Here is a 24,494-nt window from a genome sequence, read left to right as displayed (position 1 = left end):
CCGTCGGACACCCCACCGCCGTCGGCGAAGCCTCCCGGCGTTCACCGGGCCCTTCTCACTGCCCGGCGAACTTCTCGCTGACCGAGTCGTACACGCCCTTGGCCACCGGACCCAGCCGCGGACCGGCCAGCCAGCCCGACGTCACCGGGCCGATCGAGGTGTTGGACACCAGCGCGGGCTTGCCGTCCGCGCCCCTCTCGACCCATCCGCCCCCGGACGAACCACCGGTCATGGTGCAGCCGATGCGGTACATCGTCGGGTCGGAGGCCTTGACCGACAGCCGTCCCGGCTTGTCCTGGCACTGGTACAGCAACTGGCCGTCGTACGGCGGCGCGGCCGGGTAGCCGGTCGCGGTGATGCTCTCCACCTTCGGCACGGCCGGGGCATTGAAGTTCACCGGCAGCGCCGAACCGACCGTCTCCTCCAGCGACTTGCCGCTGCCGCCCTTCTCCGGCGTCACATGCATGACGGCGAAGTCGTACGACGCGCCCTGCCCGCCGGTCGCACCGCCCTGCTCGATCCACTGGTCGGAGGTCTGCGCCCAGTCGACCCACCACACACCGTACGGAGCGACCTCCTCCCTGGTGGCGTTCTGCAACTGGGCCGCGCTCTTGCCCGCGTTGTTGTACGACGGCACGAACGCCATGTTGCGGTACCAGCCGCCCTTCTTGCCGGCGTGCACACAATGGCCGGCCGTCCACACGAGGTCGGACTTGCCCGGGTGGGCCGGATCCTCGACCACCGTCGCCGAGCAGACCATCGTGCCCTCGGGGGAGTCGAAGAAGAGCTTGCCCGCCGTCGCGGCGTTGGTGTGGTAGGGCGGCGCCACCGCCTGTGCCTTCACCGGCGCCGGGGTCGGGTCGGTGACACCCTGGTCACCGGAGATGTCGCTGTCGTCGACTCCCTTGTCCGGGTCCTCGGCCCGGCGCATCCGGTCCGGGTCCCACAGGCCCTGGATGATCGGGTTGATGAAGTCGTTGGCCTCGCGCAGCCAGTCGTCCTTGTCCCAGTTCTTCCAGGCCCCGTTCTTCCACTTGTCGAGGTCGATCCCGTGCTCCTTGAGCTTGTTGCGGATGTCGTCCGGGATCTTGATCTTGCCGTCGCCCCCCGAACCACCCGCGTCGTCGGCGCTCGCGGAGGGCTTGCCGTCCGCGTGGGTGTCGTCCCCGTTGCAGCCGGTGGCGGTGAGCGCCAGCGCCGAGACCAGAGCGAGGGCGGCCAGCGCCGGGGAGCCCGTGCGCCGGGCGCTCCCCCTTCGGCGAGCGGTGACGGACGGGCGTATGGGTCGCATGCTCTGACTCCCCCTGGTATGACGGGACTTGCTGGTGCCGCCGTGGCCCCCGCAGCCACCTCGAGCCGGCCGGCCGAGGTCGTGCGCGCTCACAGCGTGCGGAACGGCACCACACACTATGCGCTCGCTGTGGGGGACCGCCGACGGAACGGCAACGGTTCCGTCACGGCAAGGATCTTGAATCAACCCGTAACCCCATGGGCGGTTGGCGGTTGTAACGGTGAGGGGCCTGCTGTCCGCGCCCGGGCCCCCGCGCCGACGGATGTGCGACTCGCCGCCGACAGCGCCGACCACAGTGCCGACCGGCAGGCCGCAGGCGGCAGCGGGACGACGCCTCGCGGCAGTTGGGAGGCCGGCCCCTCGGGACAGGTGGAGGCCGACACCTTGGGACAGCGGGAGGACAGGGAGCCGTGACCGTGACGGAGTCTGCGCCCGGGGGGTCTGGGCCCGGTGGGTCCGGGCCCGGGGGGTGTGCTTCTGGGGAGTGTGTGCCCTCGGGGTGTGCGCCCGCGGGGGCACGCGCCCTGCACGAGGGGATCCTGCGGCGCCAGTCGGCGCGCGAGTCGGCGGCGCGCACCTACGCGCGCGCCCTGCCGATCGTTCCCGTCCGCGCCCGTGGGCTCACCATCGAGGGCGCGGACGGCCGCCGCTATCTGGACTGTCTCTCGGGCGCGGGCACCCTTGCCCTCGGGCACAACCATCCCGTCGTTCTCGAGGCCGTTCGCAAGGTACTCGACTCCGGCGCACCGCTGCACGCCCTCGACCTGGCCACACCCGTCAAGGACGCCTTCGTCGACGAACTGTTCCGCACCCTGCCCGCCGGGCTCGCCGGCCACGCGCGCGTGCAGTTCTGCGGCCCGGCCGGGACGGACGCGGTGGAGGCCGCGTTCAAGCTCGTCCGGGCCGCCACCGGCCGCGCCGGGATCATGGCGTTCGCCGGTGCCTACCACGGGATGACCGCCGGAGCGCTCGCCGCCTCCGGACACGCCCCCGACGTCCGGGTCGCCCGGCTGCCCTACCCGCAGGACTACCGCTGCCCGTTCGGCGTCGGCGGCCCCCGCGGAGCCGAACTCGCGGCCCGCTGGACCGAGTCCGTACTGGACGACCCCAGGTCGGGTGTGCCCCTGCCCGCCGGGATGATCCTCGAACCCGTCCAGGGCGAGGGCGGGGTGATTCCCGCGCCGGACGACTGGATGCGGCGGATGCGGCGGCTCACCGCGGAGCGCTCGGTGCCGCTGATCGCCGATGAGATCCAGACAGGGGTCGGCCGCACGGGCGCGTTCTGGGGGGTCGAACACAGCGGAGTGACACCTGATGTGATGGTGCTGTCCAAGGCCATCGGCGGCAGTCTGCCGCTGGCCGTCGTGGTCTACCGCGACGACCTCGACGTCTGGGAACCGGGCGCCCACGCGGGAACCTTCCGCGGCAACCAACTCGCCATGGCCGCGGGCACCGCCACCCTCGCCCATGTCCGCGAGAACCGCCTCGCCGAACGCGCAGCGACCCTGGGCTCCCGCATGCTCTCCCAACTCGGCGCACTGGCCGAGGAGTACCCGTGCATCGGCGAGGTACGGGGACGGGGCCTGATGATCGGCCTGGAACTGGTGGATCCGGCCGACGCCGCTCCCGCAGAGGGCGGCACACCGCCGTCGCCCGGGGCCCGCGTGCCCGGACCCGCGGCCCCCGGACTCGCGGCCGCGGTCCAGCGGGAATGCCTGCGACGGGGTCTGATCATCGAACTCGGCGGACGTCATGCGAGCGTCGTACGACTCCTGCCCCCGCTGACGATCACCGACGAGCAGTCGGCCGCGGTGCTCGACCGGCTGGCGGACGCGGTCGAAGCGGCGGTCCGGACACACACCGACCGTGACCGCCGGACCGGGCCATCTGGGCGACAGCAACGATCCTCCGGACGCGCGGCGGGAGCGGGATAACGCCGTCGGGGCCGCCCTGGCTGCCGGGCTGCCGAGCCGCGGGTCGCGACGGCCAGCAGGTCGGCGGTCCTGTCGGTCAGGGCAGCCGGTCGGCCGAGCCTGTTGGCGGGCCAAGGCAACTGGCCGGCCATCGCAGGCGGTCGGCCAGGGCAGCCGTCCACCGAGCGGGCCTGTCGGCCGGCCTTCTGGGCGCACGGACCACGCGGAGGCCGGCCGGAGCCACCCGAGCCGACGGAGCCCGGTCGGGATGACCCGGCTCGGGACACGGCGGGTCTCAGCCGTCCAGGGAGTACTCCGGGGGAGGACCGGCTCGCTCCGGAGGACAGACGGACTCCAGCTCTACGGCCCGGCACCACCCGAGCCCCCTACCACCCGAACTCCACACCGCCCGAGCCGCAGCCCCGAGCCCGAGTCCCGAAGAGCCGAACGACACCCACAAGGACCCGTCTTGAACGCAACCCCGACAACTCACGGTCACCCCTCCGCCACTCCGGGTGCGACCGAGACGGTTCCCCGCCAACCCTACGGCGCACCGAACCTTCCGCATCCGGACCGCACCGCCGCGGACCTCCTGGACGATCCCGACCCGCACACGGCCGCCCAAGCCGCAGCGCTGGAGAGCCTCCTCCGCTGCTGGGTGCGCGAGACCGGCATCGCCGACCCCGGCAACGACACCCTGCGCGTCCCTCTGCCGGCCAGCGGTACGGCCCTCCTCGTCCCGGTCCACCACTGGTCGCCGACCGGCTGGCACCGCTTCGGCCTGCCCCGCCTGGCCGGCGCCCCGGACACCGCGGCCCCGGCCGATGCCGTCACCGTCGCCACCCTGTTCGCGCGGGAAGCACTGATCCCACCCGCTGTTCCCGCCGGCGTCCCGTCAGCTGTTCCCGCCGTTGGCGAGGCGGTCGATCTTGTCGCCCGCGTAGCCGACTCGGTCCGTCGCACCACCCTCTTTCTCAGCGACCGCCGCGAACATCCCGCCGACGGTCCCGACCACTTCCTCTCCGCGGAGCAGGCCCTCGTACTCGGACACCCGCTGCATCCGGCCCCGAAGAGCCGTGAGGGTCTGTCCGAGGCCGAAGTCCGCCCCTTCTCACCGGAGTTGCGAGGCTCCTTCCCCTTGCACTGGATGGCGGTCGCCCCCGCCGTGCTCGCCACCGACTCGGCGTGGACCGAGAGCGGCAGGCCCGTCCCAGCCGACCGGCTCATGGCCCGACTCGCCGGAGCGGGTCTGCCGCTGCCCGAGGGATACGCGGCCCTGCCCCTGCACCCGTGGCAGGTGCGCGACGTCCGGTACCGCCCGGAAACCGCGGCGCTGCTCGACGCGGGACTGCTCCGCGACCTGGGCCCCCACGGACCCTCCTGGCATCCCACCTCCTCCGTACGAACCGTTCACCGCACCGGCGCACCCGCCATGCTGAAACTGTCGCTGGGCCTGCGTATCACCAACTCCCGCCGCGAGAACCTCCGTAAAGAGCTGCACCGTGGCGTCGAGGTCCACCGCCTCCTGCGCGGCGGCCTGTCCCAGCGGTGGCGGGCCGCGCACCCCCGCTTCGACATCGTCCGCGACCCGGCCTGGCTGGCCGTCGACGACCAGGACGGCACCCCCGTGCCGGGGCTGGACGTGATGATCCGGCACAGTCCGTTCGGCCCGGCGGACGACGTCTGCTGCGTCGCCGGCCTCGTCGCGCCCAGGCCGTATCACCAGGCCGGAGCCGGCCCGCTCGTCCGGTCCCGGCTGGCCGACATCGTCAGGTGCCTCGCCCTGCGCACCGGACGTCCGCGAGAAGCCGTCGCCGCCGAGTGGTTCCTGCGCTATCTCGAACAGGTGATCCGTCCGGTGGTGTGGCTCGACGGTGAGGCAGGGATCGCTCTGGAGGCCCATCAGCAGAACACGCTGGTGGTGCTGAACGCCGACGGCTGGCCGGCCGGCGGCCGCTACCGCGACAACCAGGGGTACTACTTCCGCGCTTCCCGGCGCGTGGAACTGGACGCCCTGCTGTCCGGCATCGGCGAGCGCAGCGACACCTTCGTCTCCGACGAGGTCACGGACGAGCGCTTCGGCTACTACCTCGCCGTCAACAACGTCTTCGGTCTCATCGGTGCCTTCGGTTCCCAGAGGCTCGCCGACGAACGGCTGCTCCTGGCAGCATTCCGCCGCTTCCTCCGCGGTCTCGCCTCCGGTCCTGCCCGTACCCGCTCCACCCTGCCGGCCCGCCTGCTCGACTCGCCGGTCCTGCGCTGCAAGGCCAACCTGCTGACCCGGCTGCACGGCCTCGACGAACTCGTCGGCCCGGTCGACACCCAGTCCGTCTACGTCACCATCGCGAACCCCCTGCATTCCTGACACGAATCCCCTCCCGAGAGGAGCGCGCCATGTCTCCCGCCGACGCCGGCGCAGCCACGGACCAGGCTTCCGCCACCACCGGTGCCCCCGACCGCGATCCTGAACCGATCCCCATGGCCGCCGCTGCCGTGGCCGTCCCGGGCGCGATCGGCACCGATCTCCGCCCTGGTCCGGCCGAGGCGGGCACCGACAGCGAGGACACGCTCGACCTTCACCTGCCCGACGACTTCGTCGCACTCTTCGCGGGGAGGAGCGCGCCTGGATCCGCCGCGGACGACCTCCTCGACGGCGTCGGCGACTGGGGCGTCACCGCCACTCCCGTCGGCACCTTCCAGCTGGTCCCCGTCCAGGTCGGGCGAGACCTGCCGGTCATCGGCCGGTGGATGAACGACCCGGCCGTGGCCGAGTACTGGCAGCTGGCCGGACCGCAGAGCGTGACCGAAGCCCATCTACGCGCGCAGCTGGACGGTGACGGACGCAGCGTCCCCTGCCTCGGCCTCCTTCAGGGCACACCGATGAGCTACTGGGAGATCTACCGGGCCGATCTCGACCCGCTGGCCCACCACTATCCCGCCCGGCCCCACGACACCGGTGTCCACCTCCTCATCGGCAGCGTCACCGACCGCGGCCGAGGACTCGGCAGCGCTCTGCTCCGAGCCGTGGCCGACCTGATCCTCGACAAACGCCTCAGCTGTTCCCGCGTCGTAGCGGAACCCGACCTTCGCAACGCACCCTCCGTAGCTGCCTTCCTGACCGCCGGTTTCCGCTTCGCGGCCGAGGTCGACCTGCCCGACAAGCAGGCCGCCCTCATGATCCGCGACCGGTCCTTGCGAGAGCTGCTGTGACCATCGGTCGCAACCTCGTCACAATGAGCAACGTTCGCCGGTCCGGTCCGGTTCCCGTCGCGGAGAACCGATCGAAGAAGTGCGGACCCCCTGGTCCGCGGCTCGACCGCCCGTTTGTCAGTCCCGAGCCGTAGGGTGGTCGCGCTATGACGAAGCCCTCTCTCCCCGAACTCCTGCATGCCGCCGTCGCTGCCGTCGGCGGTGCGGAGCGCCCCGGCCAGGTGACCATGGCCCAAGCCGTCGCGGACGCGGTCGACGACGGCTCACACCTCCTGGTCCAGGCCGGCACCGGTACCGGTAAGTCCCTCGGTTACCTCGTGCCCGCGCTCGCGCACGGGGAGCGAGTCGTGGTGGCGACGGCCACCCTCGCGCTGCAGCGCCAGCTCGTGGAACGCGACCTGCCACGCACGGTCGACGCGCTGCACCCCCTGCTGCGCCGTCGCCCGGAGTTCGCCATGCTCAAGGGCCGCTCGAACTACCTGTGTCTGCACCGCCTGCACGAGGGCGTCCCGCAGGACGAGGACGAGGGCCTGTTCGACCAGTTCGAGGCGGCCGCGCCCACCAGCAAGCTGGGCCAGGACCTGCTCCGGCTGCGCGACTGGGCGGACGAGACGGAGTCCGGTGACCGTGACGACCTCACACCCGGTGTCTCCGACCGCGCCTGGGGGCAGGTGTCGGTCTCGTCGCGGGAGTGCCTGGGCGCCTCCAAGTGCGCCTACGGCGCCGAGTGCTTCGCCGAGATGGCCCGCGAGCGCGCCAAGCTCGCCGAGGTCGTCGTCACCAACCACGCGCTGCTCGCGATCGACGCCATCGAGGGCGCGCCGGTCCTCCCGCAGCACGAGGTGCTGATCGTCGACGAGGCCCATGAGCTGGTCTCACGGGTGACCGGCGTCGCCACCGGCGAACTCACGCCCGGACAGGTCAACCGTGCGGTGCGCCGCGCCGCGAAGCTCGTCAACGAGAAGGCCGCCGATCAGCTGCAGACCGCCGCCGAGGGTTTCGAGCGGCTGATGGAGCTGGCCCTGCCGGGCAGGCTGGAGGAGATCCCCGAGGACCTCGGCTATGCCCTGCTGGCGTTGCGGGACGCCGCACGCAACGTCATCTCGGCGCTCGGTACGACCCGCGACAAGTCGGTCCAGGACGAGGACGCGGTCCGCAAACAGGCGCTGGCCTCCGTGGAGAACGTGCACGACGTGGCGGAGCGGATCACGAACGGTTCCGAGTGGGACGTCGTCTGGTACGAGCGTCACGACCGCTTCGGCGCCTCCCTGCGCGTCGCCCCCATGTCCGTCTCGGGTCTGCTGCGCGAGAAACTCTTCGCTGACCGCTCCGTCGTCCTGACCTCGGCGACCCTCAAACTCGGCGGCGACTTCAACGGCGTCGGCGCCTCCCTCGGCCTTGCCCCGGAGGGCACGGAGGGCGAGGACGTGCCGCAGTGGAAGGGCGTGGACGTCGGTTCGCCCTTCGACTACCGCAAGCAGGGCATTCTGTACGTCGCCAAGCATTTGTCGCGCCCCGCGCGGGACGGCGACCGCGGGGACATGCTCGACGAGCTGACGGAACTGATCCAGGCGGCGGGCGGCCGCACACTCGGCCTGTTCTCGTCGATGCGGGCCGCCCAGCTCGCCGCCGAGGAGCTGCGTGCGCGCATCCCCGAGTTCCCGATCCTGCTCCAGGGCGAGGAGACGCTGGGCGAGCTGATCAAGAACTTCGCGGCGGACCCGAAGACCTGCCTGTTCGGCACGCTGTCCCTCTGGCAGGGCGTCGACGTCCCCGGCCCCAGCTGTCAGCTGGTCGTCATGGACAAGATCCCCTTCCCGCGCCCCGACGACCCGCTGATGAGCGCCCGCCAGAAGGCGGTCGAGGACGCCGGCGGCAATGGCTTCATGGCGGTCGCCGCGACCCATGCGGCCCTGCTGATGGCCCAGGGCGCCGGACGTCTCGTCCGCGCGTCCGGGGACCGCGGGGTGGTCGCCGTACTGGATCCGCGACTGGCCACGGCGCGCTACGGCGGCTATCTGAAGGCGTCACTGCCGGACTTCTGGTACACCACCGACCGCAACCAGGTGCGGAAGTCGCTGGCGGCCATCGACGCCGCGGCCCGGCAGGCGGAGGAGGAGCAGACGGCGGCCGGGTGAGCGCGGCGCGCACAACAGGGCCCCGGAACCGGCGCAGGGGTTCCGGGGCCCGATCAAGGGGCGGGTCGACAGGCCCGCCGCTGCGCTCCTCAGACGCGCCGCAGGACCGCCACGACCTTGCCGAGGATGGTCGCGTCGTCACCCGGGATCGGCTCGTACGCCGCGTTGTGCGGCAGCAGCCAGACATGGCCGTCCTCGCGCTTGAAGCGCTTGACGGTCGCCTCGCCCTCGATCATGGCCGCCACGATGTCGCCGTTCTCGGCGACCTGCTGGCGGCGGACCGTGACCCAGTCGCCGTCACAGATGGCGGCCTCGATCATCGAGTCGCCGACGACCTTCAGGACGAACAGCTCACCGTCGCCGACCAGCTGCCGGGGGAGAGGGAAGACGTCCTCGACCGACTCCTCGGCGAGGATCGGGCCACCGGCGGCGATCCGGCCGACCAGAGGGACGTACGACGCGGCCGGCTTGCCCACCGTGTCGGTGGGCTGCAGCGTGGCGGCCTGGTCCGAGCCGCGGACCTCGTAGGCGCGTGGGCGGTGCGGGTCACGGCGCAGAAAGCCCTTGCGCTCGAGCGCCATGAGCTGGTGTGCCACCGAGGAGGTGCTGGACAGGCCGACCGCCTGGCCGATCTCCCGCATGGACGGCGGATAGCCGCGCCGCTGCACCGAGTCCCTGATGACCTCGATCACCCGGCGCTGCCGTTCGGTGAGGCCCGAGCTGTCCGCCCGGATGCCTGGAGGTCGGCCCGGAAGGGAGCGCTTGGGCCCCTCGGGATTCGCGGCTTCGTTCATCGCATGCACCGGCTCGAGTCGGCCCTGGGAGCGGTCCTGGGCAGTGATGGTGGCACTGTCTGCGGTGGTGGTCACGTCGTCGGCCCCTCTCGATGGTCTCCCTCCGGCACAACGGTAGTTGCTTTCGAAAGGTTGCGCCAAACACACGTTCGAGTGAAAAAGTGTGGATCAACGGACTTGATCACGTGTCTGGGTGTATGGCCGACGTGTTGACCGGCGGGCAAAAAGGCCTATTGCTGTACTCTTCACCGCCGGAGTGCAGACTTTGTGGGCCGCCGCCCCAGTCTGCCATCCGGCGCCTCGTCAACCGAGCGCCGGTTCCCTTCTGCCCGGGAGTCCCACGCGTCCTCCCCGCGGCGCTCACGGTATCTCCCCAGGCCCGCCGGCGGTACGGGTGTGCGTCGGCGTGTCCGGTGCCGAGGTGCCGGGGCCGGGACTCGCGCGTGTCCGGCATGGCGGCACGGACGCGCCGATCCGGGCCGTACGCGAGCGACACGCGTAGCGCGGCACGCGACACGCGTGGCGAGCTGGATGTACGGGCCCGGCCCTACATCTAGTGGTTGGATGGCTACAGCGGCCCACAAGTTGTGGTGCCCCGGTCTTCGGGGCCCGGATCATCGCCTATGCTTGGGGCTGCTTCGCGGGGCCCATGAGGCCTGGCGAGGCTATCGAGTCTGCTGTGAGGAGGGTTGGAGTCCATGCACTGCCCCTTCTGCAGGCACCCCGACAGCCGCGTCGTCGACAGCCGTACGACGGACGACGGCACGTCCATCCGCAGGCGCCGCCAGTGCCCTGAGTGCTCCCGACGGTTCACGACCGTGGAGACGTGCTCGCTGATGGTGGTCAAGCGGTCCGGAGTCACCGAGCCGTTCAGCCGTACCAAGGTCATCAACGGCGTGCGCAAGGCGTGCCAGGGACGGCCTGTCACGGAGGACGCGCTCGCGCAGCTCGGCCAGCGGGTCGAGGAGGCGGTACGCGCGAGCGGATGCGCCGAGGTGGCCGCCCACGAAGTGGGACTGGCCATACTCGGCCCCTTGCAGGAGCTCGACCTCGTCGCCTATCTGCGGTTCGCGTCCGTGTACCGGGCGTTCGACTCGCTCGAGGACTTCGAGGCCGCCATCGCGGAACTCAGGGAAGCCACACGACGCCCCGCCGCGGAGTCGGAGGACAGCGACGGCGCCGTCGCGGGGAGCCGGGAAGACGACGGCGGGCGCGGTGGGACGGCCGAGGTCCCCGTGCCCGCACGCGCCGCCGACTGATCGGCGGGCGGGTCCGGACCGCCGGTCCGGGCCCGGCTCGGCGGCGGCGAGGAAGACGGCTGCGGGTGGCGGCGACGCAGGTGCCCGCAGCACCAGACAGAACACCGTGTCTCCGGAACATCGGGACACTTCAGGGCGTTTTCGCCCGTACAGGGAGGCGGCATGACAGAGACGGCGAGCGGTCCGGCACGAGGTTCCCGAGCCAAGGGCTCCAAGGCGGGGAACAAGGGACTGCACATCGAGCGCATCCACACCACTCCCGGCGTGCACCCGTACGACGAGGTGGCCTGGGAGCGCCGTGACGTCGTCATGACCAACTGGCGCGACGGCTCGATCAACTTCGAGCAGCGTGGCGTCGAGTTCCCCGACTTCTGGTCGGTGAACGCGGTCAACATCGTCACCAGCAAGTACTTCCGCGGTGCCGTCGGCACCCCGCAGCGCGAGACCAGCCTGAAGCAGCTGATCGACCGCATCGTGAAGACGTACCGGAAGGCCGGTGAGGACAACAAGTACTTCGCCTCGCCCGCCGACGCCGAGATCTTCGAGCACGAGCTGGCCTACGCCCTCCTGCACCAGATCTTCAGCTTCAACAGCCCCGTCTGGTTCAACGTCGGAACGCCGCAGCCCCAGCAGGTCTCCGCCTGCTTCATCCTGTCCGTCGACGACTCCATGGAGTCGATCCTCGACTGGTACAAGGAAGAGGGCATGATCTTCAAGGGCGGCTCCGGCGCCGGCCTGAACCTCTCCCGCATCCGCTCCTCCAAGGAGCTGCTCTCCTCCGGCGGCAACGCCTCCGGCCCCGTCTCCTTCATGCGTGGCGCCGACGCCTCCGCCGGCACCATCAAGTCCGGTGGTGCCACCCGCCGCGCCGCCAAGATGGTCATCCTCGACGTCGACCACCCCGACGTGGAGGACTTCATCGAGACCAAGGTCAAGGAGGAGGAGAAGATCCGCGCCCTGCGCGACGCGGGCTTCGACATGGACCTGGGCGGCGACGACATCACCTCCGTCCAGTACCAGAACGCCAACAACTCCGTCCGCGTGAACGACGAGTTCATGAAGGCGGTCGAGCAGGGCGGGAAGTTCGGCCTGCGGGCCCGCATGACCGGCGAGGTCATCGAGGAGATCGAGGCCAAGTCCCTCTTCCGCAAGATGGCCGAGGCCGCCTGGGCCTGTGCCGACCCGGGCATCCAGTACGACGACACGATCAACCACTGGCACACCTGCCCGGAGTCCGGCCGCATCAACGGCTCGAACCCCTGCAGCGAGTACATGCACCTGGACAACACGTCCTGCAACCTCGCGTCGCTGAACCTGATGAAGTTCCTCAAGGACGACGGCAAGGGCAACCAGTCCTTCGACGTCGAGCGCTTCTCCCAGGTCGTCGAGCTGGTCATCACCGCGATGGACATCTCCATCTGCTTCGCGGACTTCCCGACCCAGAAGATCGGCGAGAACACCCGCGCCTTCCGCCAGCTCGGCATCGGCTACGCCAACCTCGGCGCCCTGCTGATGGCGACGGGCCACGCCTACGACTCCGACGGCGGCCGCGCCCTCGCCGGTGCCATCACCTCCCTGATGACCGGCACCGCCTACAAACGCTCCGCCGAGCTGGCCGCGGTCGTCGGGCCGTACGACGGCTACGCCCGCAACGCCCAGCCGCACCAGCGCGTCATGAAGCAGCACGCCGACGCCAACGCCCGGGCCGTCCGGATGGACGACCTGGACACCCCGGTGTGGGCCGCCGCCACGGAGGCCTGGCAGGACGTGCTGCGTCTCGGCGAGAAGAACGGTTTCCGTAACTCCCAGGCGTCCGTCCTCGCCCCCACCGGCACCATCGGCCTGGCCATGTCCTGCGACACCACCGGTGTCGAGCCCGACCTCGCACTGGTCAAGTTCAAGAAGCTGGTCGGCGGCGGCTCGATGCAGATCGTCAACGGCACCGTTCCGCAGGCCCTGCGCCGCCTGGGCTACCAGGAGGAGCAGATCGAGGCGATCGTCGCCCACATCGCCGAGCACGGCAACGTGATCGACGCCCCCGGCCTCAAGCACGAGCACTACGAGGTGTTCGACTGCGCCATGGGCGAGCGGGCCATCTCCCCGATGGGCCACGTCCGCATGATGGCCGCCATCCAGCCGTGGATCTCCGGCGCCATCTCCAAGACGGTCAACATGCCGGAGTCGGCGACCGTCGAGGAGGTCGAGGAGATCTACTTCGAGGCCTGGAAGCTGGGCGTCAAGGCGCTGGCGATCTACCGCGACAACTGCAAGGTCGGCCAGCCGCTGTCCGCGAAGAAGAAGGACTCCGAGGAGAAGACGGAGACCGGCGAGGAGCCGCAGGCCAAGGTCGAGAAGGTCGTCGAGTACCGCCCGGTCCGCAAGCGCCTTCCCAAGGGCCGTCCCGGCATCACCACCTCCTTCACCGTCGGCGGCGCCGAGGGCTACATGACCGCCAACTCCTACCCGGACGACGGTCTCGGCGAGGTCTTCCTGAAGATGTCCAAGCAGGGCTCGACCCTCGCGGGCATGATGGACGCCTTCTCCATCGCGGTCTCCGTCGGCCTCCAGTACGGCGTGCCCCTGGAGACGTACGTCTCGAAGTTCACCAACATGCGCTTCGAGCCGGCCGGCATGACCGACGACCCGGACGTGCGGATGGCGCAGTCGATCGTCGACTACATCTTCCGCCGCCTGGCACTGGACTTCCTGCCCTTCGAGACGCGCTCCGCGCTCGGCATCCACTCCGCCGAGGAGCGCCAGCGCCACCTGGAGACCGGCTCCTACGAGCCGATCGACGAGGACGTCGACGTCGAGGGCCTGGCCCAGTCGGCGCCGCGGCAGACCGACCTGAAGGCCGTCGCCGCGCCGAGGCCCGAGGCCGAGGCGGCCAAGCCCGCCCCGAAGCAGGCGCACACCAGCGCCGAACTGGTGGAGATGCAGCTGGGCATCCAGGCGGACGCCCCGCTGTGCTTCTCCTGCGGCACCAAGATGCAGCGGGCCGGCTCCTGCTACATCTGCGAGGGCTGCGGCTCGACCAGCGGCTGCAGCTGAGCCGGCTGATCTGACGGAAACGTCGTGAGGTAAGGGGCGTCGGCCTGGGCCGGCGCCCCTTACCCGTGCTTGTCCGTACCGGCTACGACCGCGGTGCACGCGTATCGGCTACGACGGACGCGCGCGGCCCATGTGGCGGGTGAACGTCGCGGGATCGTCCTCGAAGCCGTGGACGCCGGGACGGAAGTCCCAGTCGCCGGACCCGTCCCGCACGAACTCCGCGACCGTGGCCGCCGGCGCGCCCAGGACACCGCCGAAGTCGTCCTCGGCGAGGACGGTGTACCCCTCACGGACGCGCAGCCCCGGGTTCAGCACGTTCACGAACGTGCGGTGCGCGGTGCGCTGCTGGATCACGACACCCACCACCACGCGCGCGTACCGCTCGGCGAGCCGGTCGAGCTCCAGCGTCATGACCTCGTCCCAGCCGAAGCCCTGGCCGTCCCGGCTGTCCCGGTCGAGGTAGATCGTGCCGTCCGGCGAGCGGCTGTCGAAGTGGACCAGGTACGCCGGAGCGCCGTACGGGTCGCCGGCCTCATAGGTGGCGGCCACGAGGTCCAGGTCGGTGGGTGGCGCTCCCGCCGGACTCGGATCCCACCTGAGCGCGACCTCGACCTTGCGGATCCCCTTGCTGAGCCCGCTCACCGGACTCCCCCTTCCCGGTCCCCTTGCGCCCTTTCCTGCCTCAACTTCCGGCTCATGGACGCTCGTTGTCCATCGTGCCACGCGCGCGGGGCCGTCTGCGCGGGCGCTGTCCCCACGAGAGTGACCGACGCCACGCTCCTGGGCCTTACCATGGCGCGGTGCTGGTCAAGTGGATTCGCTGCACCGTGGTGGACCGCCGCGGCTTCGAGCGGGGGCAGCGGAAGTGGGCGGGGCTTCTGGGGGAGCCGGGGTTTCGGGGGCAGGGGGGTGGCTGGAGCCGGGGGCGGCAGGGGGTGGCACACATCTTCGCCTTCTGGGAGAGCCGTGCCTTCTACGACTCCTTCATGGCCCGCTCCCACGACCGCCTGGCGGCTGCCCAGGCCGGTACTTTCAAGGATGCCCAGGTCCGATTGTTCGACCACCGGTTCGACGTGAAGACGGGGTTCCAACCGCGTTTCACGGACGCCGACCTGCTGAGGGTGGCGCTGTGCCGGGTCCACGAGGAGCGTGCCGAGCACTTCACGCTCATGCAGGAGAAGGTCTGGAACCCGGCGATGGCCGGATCTCCCGGCATGATCCGCGGCCTGTTCGGGGAGGCGCCGGGCAACGAGTACCTGGTGCTGTCGATGTGGCAGTCGTCCGCCGAGCACGGCAAGTACCGCACGGAGCGTGTGGAACGCCTCGCGCTGCGCGCCCAGACCGAGGCCGACATCGCGGCCCTCACGGGCGACATCGTGGACCTGGAGCCCGCCTGGACCGTGTGATGCGCCGTGTGCCGTGCCGCGCGGTGCCCTACCGGCACGGCGTGTGCCCTGTGTGGCCCATGATGCACGGTGCGTGTGACGTACGCCGTATGAGGGCCGCTGGAGTCTTCGATAGGCCCTCACCCGATCTAGTGTTTTGGCATGGCACGACCACGGCGCATCGTCCTTGTCCGGCACGGCGAGTCAACGGGCAATGTTGATGACACCGTGTACGAGCGCGAGCCCGACCACGCGCTGGCCCTGACCGAGCGTGGTCGGCAGCAGGCCCAGCAGACGGGCAAGGAGCTGCGCGAGCTGTTCGGACGGGAGCGGGTGAGCGTGTACGTCTCTCCCTACCGCCGCACGCACGAGACACTCCGCGCCTTCCACCTCGATCCCGCTCTCATACGGGTGCGGGAGGAGCCGCGGCTGCGCGAGCAGGACTGGGGCAACTGGCAGGACTGCGACGACGTCCGTCTCCAGAAGGCCTACCGGGACGCCTACGGTCACTTCTTCTACCGCTTCGCCCAGGGCGAGTCCGGGGCCGATGTCTATGACCGGGTGGGGAACTTCCTGGAGAGCCTCTTCCGCAGCTTCGAGGCCCCCGACCACCCGCCCAACGTGCTTCTGGTGACCCACGGCCTGGCGATGCGGCTGTTCTGCATGCGGTGGTTCCACTGGACCGTCGCCGAATTCGAGTCGCTGTCCAATCCCGGGAACGGCGAGACGCGGATGCTCGTTCTCGGGGACGACGGCAAGTACACCCTGGACCGTCCGTTCGAGCGGTGGCGGGATCCGGAACCGTACGGGATCACTGGATAGAGTGGCTGAGCAATGACCTTCGACTCCTCTCCCGGCGGGCGCCTGGAGCGCGCCCTGGCGGGCCTGCGCGGACTCTCGGTGGGGGACGCGCTGGGCTCGCAGTTCTTCGTACCGGCGAACTATCCGCTGCTCAAGCGCCGTGAGCTGCCGTCCGGCCCCTGGCAGTGGACGGACGACACCGAGATGGCCTGCTCCGTGGTCGCCGTCCTCGCCGCCCACCACCGCATCGACCAGGACGCCCTGGCCCAGTCCTTCGCCCGGCACCACGACTTCGACCGGGGATACGGCCCCGCGGTCAACCGCCTGCTGCGCCTCGTGCGGGAGGGCGGGGACTGGCGGGAGCTGGCCGCCGCACTCTTCAAGGGCCAGGGGTCCTGGGGCAACGGCGCCGCGATGCGGATCGCTCCCCTCGGCGCCTGGTACGCGGACGACCCGGAGCAGGCCACCCATCAGGCCGAGATCTCGGCCTACCCCACCCATCAGCACCGCGAGGCCGTCGTGGGTGCCATGGCCGTCGCCGCGGCAGCCGCGCTGGCCGCCGCGGAGGGCGGCCCGCCGAGCGCGGAGGCCCTGCTCGACGGCGTCATCGCCCTCGTGCCGGCCAGGAGCGCGGTCGGCGCGGGCCTGCGCCGCGCCCGCGACATGCTCGACTACGGCGACGCGGCCACGGTCGCGGCCGTGCTCGGCTGCGGTCGGCGCACCACGGCCCACGACACGGTGCCCTTCGCGCTCTGGTCGGCCGTGCGCAGCCTCGGGGACTTCGAGGGCGCCTTCTGGACAACCGCTCAGGTCGGCGGGGACATGGACACCACCTGCTCCATCGTGGGCGGTGTGCTGGCCTCGGCGAAGGCGGGGGCACCGCCGGCCGAGTGGGTGCGGCGCACCGAGGCGCTGCCCGACTGGGTGCCGGCATCGGACTGACCAAGCGGGAACTCTCCGTGTTCGCTGGGAACTCTGCGTGACCACTGTGCGTTGTACCGGCACCGGCTTCGCGTCGCATGGACGTGCCGGTGCCGGTGGCAGCAGGGGAGGGACGCGTGGGGGTCGTCATGCGGTGGTCGTGGGTTCCGGTCGTCGTGCCGCTCGTCGCGGCCGCGGTGGTCGGGTGGTGGCCGGTTTCTCCGTTCACCCCTTCCGGCTGCGGGTGGACGCGGCGCGCGGACCGGCCGGGTGTTCTCGGACGTACCCCTGTGGCGTCCGCGGGTGAACGGTCCCGGACGATCCGCGCCGTCCTCCCGTCAGCCCATTCCGGGACCCGCCGTTCCGGCCAGCGCGGCCAGGTCGCTCTTGCGGACGCGTATGACCAGCCCGGCGGTGATCAGCGCGATCACGGCCATCGCCGCGGCCGGTACGAACGCGGTCGAGATGCCGTGCGCCAGGACGTCGTGGCCCCACGGAGCGGGCAGCTGATGGCTCTTGGCGAACGCGGCCTTCTGCTCCGCCGAGGCGTCGGCGAGGAACTTCGGCAGCTGCTTCTTGGCCTCGTCCGTGCTGGCCGATCCGAACACCGTGGTGAGGATGGACAGTCCGAGCGAACCGCCCACCTGCTGGGTGGCGTTGAGCAGGCCGGAAGCGGCGCCCGCCTCGTGCTGGGCGACGCCCGAGACAGCGGTGACCGTGACCGTCACGAAGTTCAGGCCCATGCCGGCGCCGAAGACGAGCATCGGCCCGAGCACCCCGCCGAGGTAGGAGCTGTCGGGACTGATGAAGGTCAGCCAGACGAGCCCGACCACCGCCAACGACGTGCCGGTGAGCATGAACGGCTTGGGGCCGAGCACCGGAAGGAACCGCTGCGACAGACCCGCGCCCACCGCGATGGCGGCGGTGACCGGAAGGAAGGCCAGCCCGGCCTTGATGGGGCTGTACCCGAGCACGTTCTGCACGAAGAGGACGATGTAGAAGAACATGCCGAACATCGCCGCAGCCAGACTGAGCATGATGACGTACGTGCCCGACCGGTTGCGGTCGGCGAACATCCTCAGCGGTGTGATCGGCTCCTTGGCGCGCCGCTCGGTGAGCGCGAAGGCCAGCAGCAGGACCACGGCGGTGGCGAAGGACCCGACCGTCAGGCCGTCCCGCCAGCCGTCCTCCGACGCGCGGATGAAGCCGTAGACGAGAGCGGCCATGCCCGTCGTCGAGGTCAGCGCGCCCGCGATGTCGAAGCGGCCCGGGTGCCGTTCGGACTCGGCGATGTACCGGGGCGTGAGCAGGGCGATCAGTACGCCGATGGGCACGTTCACGAACAGCACCCAACGCCAGTCCAGCCACTCGGTGAGCATGCCGCCGGCGAGCAGGCCGACGGCGCCGCCGCCGGCGGAGACGGCCGCGAAGACGCCGAAGGCCCGGTTCCGCTCCGGTCCTTCGGGGAACGTGGTCGTGATGAGCGCCAGCGAGGTCGGCGAGGCTATCGCGCCGCCCACGCCCTGCAGGGCCCGTGCGGCCAGCAACTGCCACGGCTCCTGTGCGAGTCCACCCAGCAGAGAGGCGAAGGTGAACAGCAGGATGCCGGTCATGAACACCCGCCGGCGCCCGAGGATGTCACCGGCTCGGGCACCCAGGAGCAGCAGGCCACCGAAGGTGAGTGTGTACGCGCTGACCACCCAGGTGAGGTCGGTCGTGCTGAACCGGAGCGCGTCTTGAATGTGCGGGAGTGCGATGTTCACAATCGTCGCGTCGAGTACCACCATGAGTTGGCAGGCCGCGATGACGGTGAGCGCGATGCCGGGGTGCCCCTCCCGGCGGGCCGCACCCGGTTTCTGGTCCTGAATCAACTGAGAGGTTGTCACTATGGGTCCCCCACGACAGGCTTAGTGAACGAAGCCGTTCACTACCGCGTCAACGGTAGTGAGTCCCCACTAGTGAACGCAAGCGTTCACTTAGCGGCTCCGTTCTGTGGCGTGTCCCCTCGCCACCCCGCCCCCCGAAAACCCCGCTCACCGCTCGTTGGAGACGACAGATGGTTACCTCGCGCTGGACGGCCGCCCCCGCTCGGGCCGCCGGTCCTCGTCGGCGCGGCGCCGTGCTGGAGCGCGCGATCCTCGACGCCGCGCTGGAACAGCTCGGCACGGTCGGATGGAAAGGCCTCACCATGGAGGGCGTCGCCACCGGAGCCCAGACCGGGAAGGCCGCCGTCTACCGTCGCTGGCCGTCCAAGGAGGACCTCGTGGCGGACGCCCTTCAGGCCGGACTGCCGCGCGTCGAGGAGGCGCCGGACCTGGGAAGCGTGCGCGAGGACCTGCTGGTGCTCTGCCGGCAGGCTCGTGACGCCATGTTCTCGCGCTCCGGCTCGGCGCTTCGCGCGGTGATTCACGAATGCGACTCGGATCAGGCGGAGCGCTTCCATGGAGTGATCTTCGATGGGGTCGTGGAGCCGACCATTCAGCTCCTCCGGGAAGTGATCACCCGTGGAATAGGGAGGGGCGAGGTGCGACCCGACGCCGCGAACGGCTATGTCTTCGATGCCATCCCGGCCATGATGATGTACCGGTCGAAAATGTGCACGAGTGAATGGACGGACCAGGACCTCGAGGACATGATCGATCAGTTGATGGTCCCGCTGCTACGTCCGACCGGACCCTGACCGCCGGGCTCCGCGGGCGGTGCGCTCATGGGAGGAAACCGGGGTGTCGCGGCGGGATCCGGGCGGCGTAGGCTAAGGGCGCCATGCCGTACGAACCACCTACTCACACCGTCGAGCGCTCCCTCCGAGCCACGACCGGAGCGAAGGTCATTGCCGGTGTCGACGAGGTGGGGCGCGGCGCGTGGGCCGGGCCCGTCACCGTCTGCGCGGCGGTGACCGGACTGCGCCGGCCTCCCGTGGGCCTCACCGATTCCAAGCTGCTCACCGTCAAGCGGCGCACCGCGCTCGACATGGAGCTGCGGAAGTGGGTCACGGCGTACGCCCTCGGGCATGCCTCGCCGGAGGAGATCGACGATCTGGGGATGACGGCCGCACTGCGGCTCGCGGCCGTACGCGCCCTGGAGGGACTGCCCGTCCGTCCGGACGCGGTCATCCTCGACGGGAAGCACGACTACCTCGGCGCTCCCTGGATGGTTCGTACGGTCATCAAGGGTGACCAGTCGTGCGTGGCCGTGGCGGCGGCTTCGGTGATCGCCAAGGTTCACCGCGACAAAATGATGGCCGAACTGGGTGTCGACCATGCAGACTTCGGTTTTGCGGCCAATGCCGGATACCCGTCGCCCGTGCACAGGGCCGCGCTGGAGGAGCGGGGGCCCACCCCGTACCACCGGCTGTCGTGGGCGTATCTTGATGCGCTGCCCCGGTGGCGGCACCTCAAGAAGGCCCGTGCCTGGGCAGACGGAGGCGTTCCGGAGATCGAGGGTCAGCTCGGCTTCGACTTCTGACGGTTCTGCTTGCCCCGATGGGCCACCCGCCCACGCGAGCCGCACCAACGTTTGATAAATATCAGCCCATGCCTCTCATTCCCGAGGAGCCTCAGATTCACGAGAGTGCCCAGGGTCCCCGCGTCACTCCGGCCACCGGCCGCACCGCGCCGACCCCCCGTCCCGTACCAGGCCCCCGCCCCGCGGCCCCGCCGCGCCCCGGACGTCCCGGCCCCCTGCGGCCCGGGCCGCCGGTGCAACGTACGCCGCGGGACGTGGCCGCGACCAAGCCCGGGCCCTCGGGTCCGGCTGCCCCCGCCGCCTCGGCGACCCCGCAGATCCAGCTGATCCCGGCCTCGGCCGAGGGTGCGCTCGACGCGGCCGAGGAAGCGGTCGACCTGCTTCTCGAGTCGGGTCGCGCCCCAGGAGACGTGCTGGTGATCACCACCGGTGAGTCGCACCCCTGGGCCGCGCACGAGCTGTCCTTCGGTGAAGCGTCCTACTGGGCGCAGCACGACGCCGGCGACGACGTCTTCTACACGGACGCTGCCGTGGCCTCCCGTGCCGCCTCCCGTCCCGTGGTCGTGGTCGCCGTCAACGGCGGCACCGACGTCGCCGCCGCCACGGCCCTGCCTCTGGCACACTCCCGGGCCGGCGCGTTGTTGATCGTCTGTGGTGACCCACAGAAGATCAACGCGGTGCTCGGCGCGGGCGTCTGAGTCGCCTCCGGCAGGTCCGGGTCGCCCGGTCTCCCGTCCGGGGCCGTGCACGGCGACAGCCGTCGCAGCGGGGTCACCGCGCGGCGGCTGCTTCGGCGTGCCCGAAAGAGGCGGCGGCCGCCTCGGCGTGACGTGTCCGGACGCCAGGGTCCGGGACGGGCGGACGGGCGAAGCCGTCCATCGGGTGCGCTGCCCCGCATGCCTTCATGCCGTCGGCGGCAGCGTCCGGCATCCTCGGCAGGCCCCGGTGAGCGTTGCTCGGGCACGGCCACGGTTGCGGGCGGCCGTACGGCTCGGGCATCGCAGGTGTCGTACGGCTCGGATGCCGACGGGCAGCCAAGGAAACCCGGAGGCCGACGTGCCACGGCGTGTGTTCAGCGGGCCGCCACGCGGCGCAGCACTTCGGACGCGGCGCCCCCGGTGCGGGGCGGCGCGGGCGGCATCACGGGGCCGCCGAAGGGTTCGGGCTCCGAGCCGGCGTTCGGGCGGCGGCCGCCTCGGCCCTCGCCGAGCACCTGCCAGCCGTCCCGGGTCAGCGTGATGTACGCCCCGCAGCGCAGACCGTGCAGGGTGCAGGCGTCACGCAGGCCCCACATCCACGCGCCGTCCTCCTCCGTCCAACGCGCGTCGCCGTCGCGGCAGTAGAGCAGCACAGCGGTCCGCACCGGAGTGCGGCGCCGCAGGTCGTGCGGGATGACCCGGCGCAACTGGGCGAGCAGCGCGTTGCGGAACATCCAGCCGTCGGCGGGCGCCGGACGGCGCATGAACGAGGCGCTCGCGCGCAGCCGCTCGTCCGGGTCGAGCACCGCGACGACGGCCGTGGCCGGCCCGGGATGGTGCCGGGCGTGCAGTCCGCTGACGACCTCCCGCGGATTGCGCAGCAAGGGGATGCCCGCGGCGGCCCACTCCGCGGGTTCGAGCACGCGATGGGCGGAGGCGGCGGACGTCGACAACGATGCCGCCGATGAAGGAGCGAATCCGAAGGTCACGTTCCTCCCTTCGGCTACGCGCCCACGCACGGGCGGGGTCGGATTCGGGGGAGCGCACACCGCAGCAGAGCCCTACCGGACCACGGCCGAGCCGTGCGGGGAGCGGACTTCAATTCTTCCTGTCGAACTGGGATGCGGCAACGAGCAATTGGGGCCACCGACCGTTATCGGGTGACCCGTGTCTTATATCCCTACCCCGTGTGTCATCGCGCGACGCCTGAGCCGCCGGTCCGACACGCTCGGTGCGCGCTCGGTGCGCACTCGGCCCTGAACGGTGAAAACCAGCGGCATCACCCCGCCGGAACAGGCGCTGACTGTGCCCGGTGAGCCGGCCGTCACACGATGTGAAGTGGCCGATTGTCAGTGGCGTCGGGTTGCATGGGGGTATGGACGATCTGAAGCTCCGTGCCGAAGCCGACGCCATCCTCGCCGAACTGGTCGGTGACCCCGGGGCGTCGGCGCGGCTGCGGGAGGACCAGTGGCAGGCGGTGGCGGCTCTGGTGGAGGAGCGCCGCCGTGCACTGGTGGTGCAGCGCACCGGCTGGGGCAAGTCCGCGGTGTACTTCGTCGCCACCGCGCTGCTGCGCCGACGTGGATCCGGCCCCACGGTGATCGTCTCGCCGCTGCTGGCGTTGATGCGCAATCAGGTCGAGTCGGCGGCGCGGGCCGGAATCCGGGCGCGCACCATCAACTCGGCCAATCCGGAGGAGTGGGACGCCATCCACGCGGAGGTCGAACGCGGCGAGACCGACGTTCTGCTCGTCAGCCCGGAGCGCCTCAATTCGGTGGATTTCCGTGACCAGCTGCTTCCCCGGCTCGCGGCCACGACCGGCCTGCTGGTGGTCGACGAGGCGCACTGCATCTCCGACTGGGGGCACGACTTCCGCCCCGACTACCGCCGGCTGCGGGCGATGCTGGCGGAGCTGCCGGCCGGAGTGCCGGTGCTGGCCACGACGGCGACGGCCAACGCGCGGGTCACCGCGGACGTGGCGGAGCAGTTGGGCACGGGTGCCGGTGAGGCCCTGGTGCTGCGCGGCCCACTGGACAGGGAGAGCCTGCGGCTCGGTGTGGTCCGGCTGCCGGACGCCGCGCACCGCCTGGCGTGGCTGGCCGAGCACCTCGACGAGCTGCCCGGCTCCGGGATCGTCTACGCGCTGACGGTGGCCGCGGCCGAGGAGGCCGCCGCCTTTCTACGGCAGCGGGGCTTCCAGGTGGCCTCCTACACCGGGCGCACGGAAAACGCCGACCGGCTGCAGGCCGAGGCCGACCTGCTTCAGAACCGGGTCAAGGCGCTGGTCGCCACGTCGGCGCTCGGGATGGGCTTCGACAAGCCGGACCTGGGTTTCGTGGTGCACCTGGGCTCGCCGTCGTCGCCGATCGCCTACTACCAGCAGGTCGGCCGCGCAGGGCGCGGTGTCGAGCACGCGGATGTACTGCTGCTGCCGGGCAAGGAGGACGAGGCCATCTGGCGCTACTTCGCCGATACGGCCTTCCCGCCCGAGTCGCAGGTCCGCCAGACCCTCTCGGCCCTCGCCGACGCGGGACGACCGCTGTCCGTGCCGGCTCTGGAGGCCCTCGTCGATCTCCGGCGCACCCGCCTGGAGGCCATGCTCAAGGTGCTCGACGTGGACGGTGCCGTGAAGCGGGTGAAGGGCGGCTGGATCTCCACCGGCGAACCATGGGTCTACGACTCCGAGCGGTACGCCCGGGTGGCGCGCCAGAGGGCGGCCGAGCGGCAGGCCATGCGCGACTACGCGAGCACGACCGGGTGCCGGATGGAGTTCCTGCGGCGGCAGCTGGACGACGAGGGGGCCGCCCCGTGCGGCCGTTGCGACAACTGCGCGGGTGTTTGGACCGATTCCTCCGTCTCGCCGGAGGCCCTGGCGGGGGCGGCGAAGGAACTGGATCGCCCGGGGGTGGAGATCGAGCCGCGCCGGATGTGGCCGACGGGCATGCCCGCACTGGGCATCGACCTCAAAGGGCGCATCCCTGCCGGTGAGCAGTGCTCCACCGGGCGTGCCCTGGGGCGGCTCTCGGACATCGGCTGGGGCAACCGGCTGCGCCCGCTGCTGGCCGAGGGTGCGCCCGACGGCCCGGTCCCCGACGACGTGCTGAGGGCCGCCGTGGCGGTCCTCGCCGACTGGGCGCGCTCGCCGGGCGGCTGGGCACCCGGCGTCCCGGACGCTTCGGCGCGGCCGGTCGGAGTCGTCGCTGTGCCGTCCCTGACCCGGCCGCACCTGGTCGGTTCGCTCGCCCAGGGCCTCGCTTCCATCGGCCGCCTGCCCTTCCTGGGTACGCTGGCGTACACCGCGTCGAGCGGTGCGCACGCGGCACACCGCAGCAACTCCGCCCAACGCCTCAGGGCGCTGTCCGGGGCCTTCACCGTTCCTCAGGACCTGGCTGACGCCCTGGCCGGCTCTCCCGGCCCCGTCCTGCTCGTGGACGACTACACCGACTCCGGCTGGACCCTCGCCGTCACCGCTCGCCTCCTCCGCCGGGCGGGCAGCGAAGGCGTTCTTCCGCTGGTACTTGCCGCGACTGCCTGAGCTTGCCCACCTGGGTGGATTTCCTCACGTGAT

Annotated in this window: 18 protein-coding genes; 13 read left to right on the top strand and 5 right to left on the bottom strand. The window is 71.0% G+C overall.

All coding sequences use genetic code 11. From position 1 onward, the window contains the following. Nucleotides 1-55: 55 nt before the first annotated feature. Nucleotides 56-1,291, bottom strand: coding sequence for a hypothetical protein (locus tag R2S09_RS26090; protein ID WP_316743577.1), 1,236 nt, complete (start codon nucleotides 1,289-1,291; stop codon nucleotides 56-58). Between the two features lie 488 nt (nucleotides 1,292-1,779). Between R2S09_RS26090 and R2S09_RS26085 the strand changes: the two genes are divergently transcribed. The 4 genes from R2S09_RS26085 (at nucleotide 1,780) to R2S09_RS26070 (ending at nucleotide 8,552) form a co-directional block, all read left to right on the top strand. Further along, on the top strand, nucleotides 1,780-3,225 hold the full coding sequence (locus R2S09_RS26085; RefSeq protein WP_316743575.1) for a diaminobutyrate--2-oxoglutarate transaminase family protein: 1,446 nt from the start codon (nucleotides 1,780-1,782) through the stop codon (nucleotides 3,223-3,225). Nucleotides 3,226-3,673: 448 nt separating this feature from the next. Next, the gene (locus R2S09_RS26080) at nucleotides 3,674-5,569 is read left to right on the top strand and encodes an IucA/IucC family protein (protein WP_316743574.1); all 1,896 of its coding nucleotides are present in this window, start codon (nucleotides 3,674-3,676) and stop codon (nucleotides 5,567-5,569) included. Nucleotides 5,570-5,598: 29 nt separating this feature from the next. Then, a complete protein-coding gene (locus tag R2S09_RS26075; RefSeq protein WP_316743573.1) occupies nucleotides 5,599-6,414 on the top strand; it encodes a GNAT family N-acetyltransferase in 816 nt (271 codons plus the stop codon). Nucleotides 6,415-6,560: 146 nt separating this feature from the next. Further along, a complete protein-coding gene (locus tag R2S09_RS26070; RefSeq protein WP_316743571.1) occupies nucleotides 6,561-8,552 on the top strand; it encodes an ATP-dependent DNA helicase in 1,992 nt (663 codons plus the stop codon). Nucleotides 8,553-8,641: 89 nt separating this feature from the next. Here the strand turns inward: R2S09_RS26070 and lexA are convergent, their stop codons facing one another. After that, a complete protein-coding gene (gene lexA, locus R2S09_RS26065) occupies nucleotides 8,642-9,421 on the bottom strand; it encodes a transcriptional repressor LexA (protein WP_189907219.1) in 780 nt (259 codons plus the stop codon). A gap of 623 nt (nucleotides 9,422-10,044) precedes the next feature. Between lexA and nrdR the strand changes: the two genes are divergently transcribed. Next, nucleotides 10,045-10,605, top strand: coding sequence for a transcriptional regulator NrdR (gene nrdR / locus R2S09_RS26060; protein WP_316743567.1), 561 nt, complete (start codon nucleotides 10,045-10,047; stop codon nucleotides 10,603-10,605). Between the two features lie 162 nt (nucleotides 10,606-10,767). Next, entirely contained in the window at nucleotides 10,768-13,656 is a 2,889-nt protein-coding gene (locus tag R2S09_RS26055) for a vitamin B12-dependent ribonucleotide reductase (RefSeq protein WP_306189821.1), read from the top strand. A gap of 108 nt (nucleotides 13,657-13,764) precedes the next feature. Here the strand turns inward: R2S09_RS26055 and R2S09_RS26050 are convergent, their stop codons facing one another. Next, nucleotides 13,765-14,298: a TerD family protein gene (locus R2S09_RS26050; protein ID WP_316743566.1), complete on the bottom strand. Its 534-nt coding sequence runs from the start codon at nucleotides 14,296-14,298 to the stop codon at nucleotides 13,765-13,767. 158 nt (nucleotides 14,299-14,456) lie between these two features. On the opposite strand from R2S09_RS26050, the gene R2S09_RS26045 reads away from it, so the two are divergent. The 3 genes from R2S09_RS26045 (at nucleotide 14,457) to R2S09_RS26035 (ending at nucleotide 16,784) form a co-directional block, all read left to right on the top strand. Further along, on the top strand, nucleotides 14,457-15,062 hold the full coding sequence (locus R2S09_RS26045; protein WP_316743564.1) for a YdbC family protein: 606 nt from the start codon (nucleotides 14,457-14,459) through the stop codon (nucleotides 15,060-15,062). Between the two features lie 141 nt (nucleotides 15,063-15,203). After that, nucleotides 15,204-15,863, top strand: coding sequence for a histidine phosphatase family protein (locus R2S09_RS26040; RefSeq protein ID WP_306189818.1), 660 nt, complete (start codon nucleotides 15,204-15,206; stop codon nucleotides 15,861-15,863). A gap of 12 nt (nucleotides 15,864-15,875) precedes the next feature. Next, a complete protein-coding gene (locus R2S09_RS26035; protein ID WP_316743563.1) occupies nucleotides 15,876-16,784 on the top strand; it encodes an ADP-ribosylglycohydrolase family protein in 909 nt (302 codons plus the stop codon). Nucleotides 16,785-17,101: 317 nt separating this feature from the next. Here the strand turns inward: R2S09_RS26035 and R2S09_RS26030 are convergent, their stop codons facing one another. Beyond that, nucleotides 17,102-18,649, bottom strand: a complete 1,548-nt coding sequence (locus tag R2S09_RS26030; protein WP_316743562.1) for an MFS transporter — start codon at nucleotides 18,647-18,649, stop codon at nucleotides 17,102-17,104. A gap of 170 nt (nucleotides 18,650-18,819) precedes the next feature. Here R2S09_RS26030 and R2S09_RS26025 point away from each other — a divergent pair, with 170 nt between their 5' ends. The 3 genes from R2S09_RS26025 (at nucleotide 18,820) to R2S09_RS26015 (ending at nucleotide 20,926) form a co-directional block, all read left to right on the top strand. After that, nucleotides 18,820-19,443 carry a TetR/AcrR family transcriptional regulator gene (locus R2S09_RS26025; RefSeq protein ID WP_306189815.1) on the top strand — a complete coding sequence of 208 codons (624 nt, stop codon included), beginning with the start codon at nucleotides 18,820-18,822 and terminating at the stop codon, nucleotides 19,441-19,443. A gap of 83 nt (nucleotides 19,444-19,526) precedes the next feature. Next, nucleotides 19,527-20,228: a ribonuclease HII gene (locus tag R2S09_RS26020; protein ID WP_316743560.1), complete on the top strand. Its 702-nt coding sequence runs from the start codon at nucleotides 19,527-19,529 to the stop codon at nucleotides 20,226-20,228. Between the two features lie 68 nt (nucleotides 20,229-20,296). Beyond that, nucleotides 20,297-20,926, top strand: a complete 630-nt coding sequence (locus R2S09_RS26015; protein ID WP_306189813.1) for a hypothetical protein — start codon at nucleotides 20,297-20,299, stop codon at nucleotides 20,924-20,926. A 374-nt stretch (nucleotides 20,927-21,300) separates the two neighbouring features. On the opposite strand, the gene R2S09_RS26010 is transcribed toward R2S09_RS26015, so the two are convergent. Further along, nucleotides 21,301-21,915 carry a hypothetical protein gene (locus R2S09_RS26010; protein ID WP_306189812.1) on the bottom strand — a complete coding sequence of 205 codons (615 nt, stop codon included), beginning with the start codon at nucleotides 21,913-21,915 and terminating at the stop codon, nucleotides 21,301-21,303. Between the two features lie 386 nt (nucleotides 21,916-22,301). Here R2S09_RS26010 and R2S09_RS26005 point away from each other — a divergent pair, with 386 nt between their 5' ends. Next, entirely contained in the window at nucleotides 22,302-24,461 is a 2,160-nt protein-coding gene (locus R2S09_RS26005) for a RecQ family ATP-dependent DNA helicase (RefSeq protein WP_316743558.1), read from the top strand. Nucleotides 24,462-24,494: the final 33 nt, after the last annotated feature.

It is taken from the genome of Streptomyces sp. MK7 (genome assembly GCF_032658145.1).
In the GTDB taxonomy this organism is placed as follows: domain Bacteria; phylum Actinomycetota; class Actinomycetes; order Streptomycetales; family Streptomycetaceae; genus Streptomyces; species Streptomyces spiralis.
The sequence above is the reverse complement of the archived record's forward strand: the minus strand, read 5'-3'. Positions and strand labels throughout refer to the sequence as shown.

Excerpts from the sequence above, each read along its gene's own strand:
- R2S09_RS26040 (WP_306189818.1), top strand. The coding sequence starts at position 15,204 with ATGGCACGACCACGGCGCATCGTCCTTGTCCGGCACGGCGAGTCAACG.
- nrdR (WP_316743567.1), top strand. The coding sequence starts at position 10,045 with ATGCACTGCCCCTTCTGCAGGCACCCCGACAGCCGCGTCGTCGACAGC.
- R2S09_RS26055 (WP_306189821.1), top strand. The coding sequence starts at position 10,768 with ATGACAGAGACGGCGAGCGGTCCGGCACGAGGTTCCCGAGCCAAGGGC.
- R2S09_RS26025 (WP_306189815.1), top strand. The coding sequence starts at position 18,820 with ATGGTTACCTCGCGCTGGACGGCCGCCCCCGCTCGGGCCGCCGGTCCT.
- R2S09_RS26035 (WP_316743563.1), top strand. The coding sequence starts at position 15,876 with ATGACCTTCGACTCCTCTCCCGGCGGGCGCCTGGAGCGCGCCCTGGCG.
- R2S09_RS26020 (WP_316743560.1), top strand. The coding sequence starts at position 19,527 with ATGCCGTACGAACCACCTACTCACACCGTCGAGCGCTCCCTCCGAGCC.
- R2S09_RS26070 (WP_316743571.1), top strand. The coding sequence starts at position 6,561 with ATGACGAAGCCCTCTCTCCCCGAACTCCTGCATGCCGCCGTCGCTGCC.
- R2S09_RS26005 (WP_316743558.1), top strand. The coding sequence starts at position 22,302 with ATGGACGATCTGAAGCTCCGTGCCGAAGCCGACGCCATCCTCGCCGAA.
- R2S09_RS26090 (WP_316743577.1), bottom strand. The coding sequence starts at position 1,291 with ATGCGACCCATACGCCCGTCCGTCACCGCTCGCCGAAGGGGGAGCGCC.
- R2S09_RS26015 (WP_306189813.1), top strand. The coding sequence starts at position 20,297 with ATGCCTCTCATTCCCGAGGAGCCTCAGATTCACGAGAGTGCCCAGGGT.
- R2S09_RS26075 (WP_316743573.1), top strand. The coding sequence starts at position 5,599 with ATGTCTCCCGCCGACGCCGGCGCAGCCACGGACCAGGCTTCCGCCACC.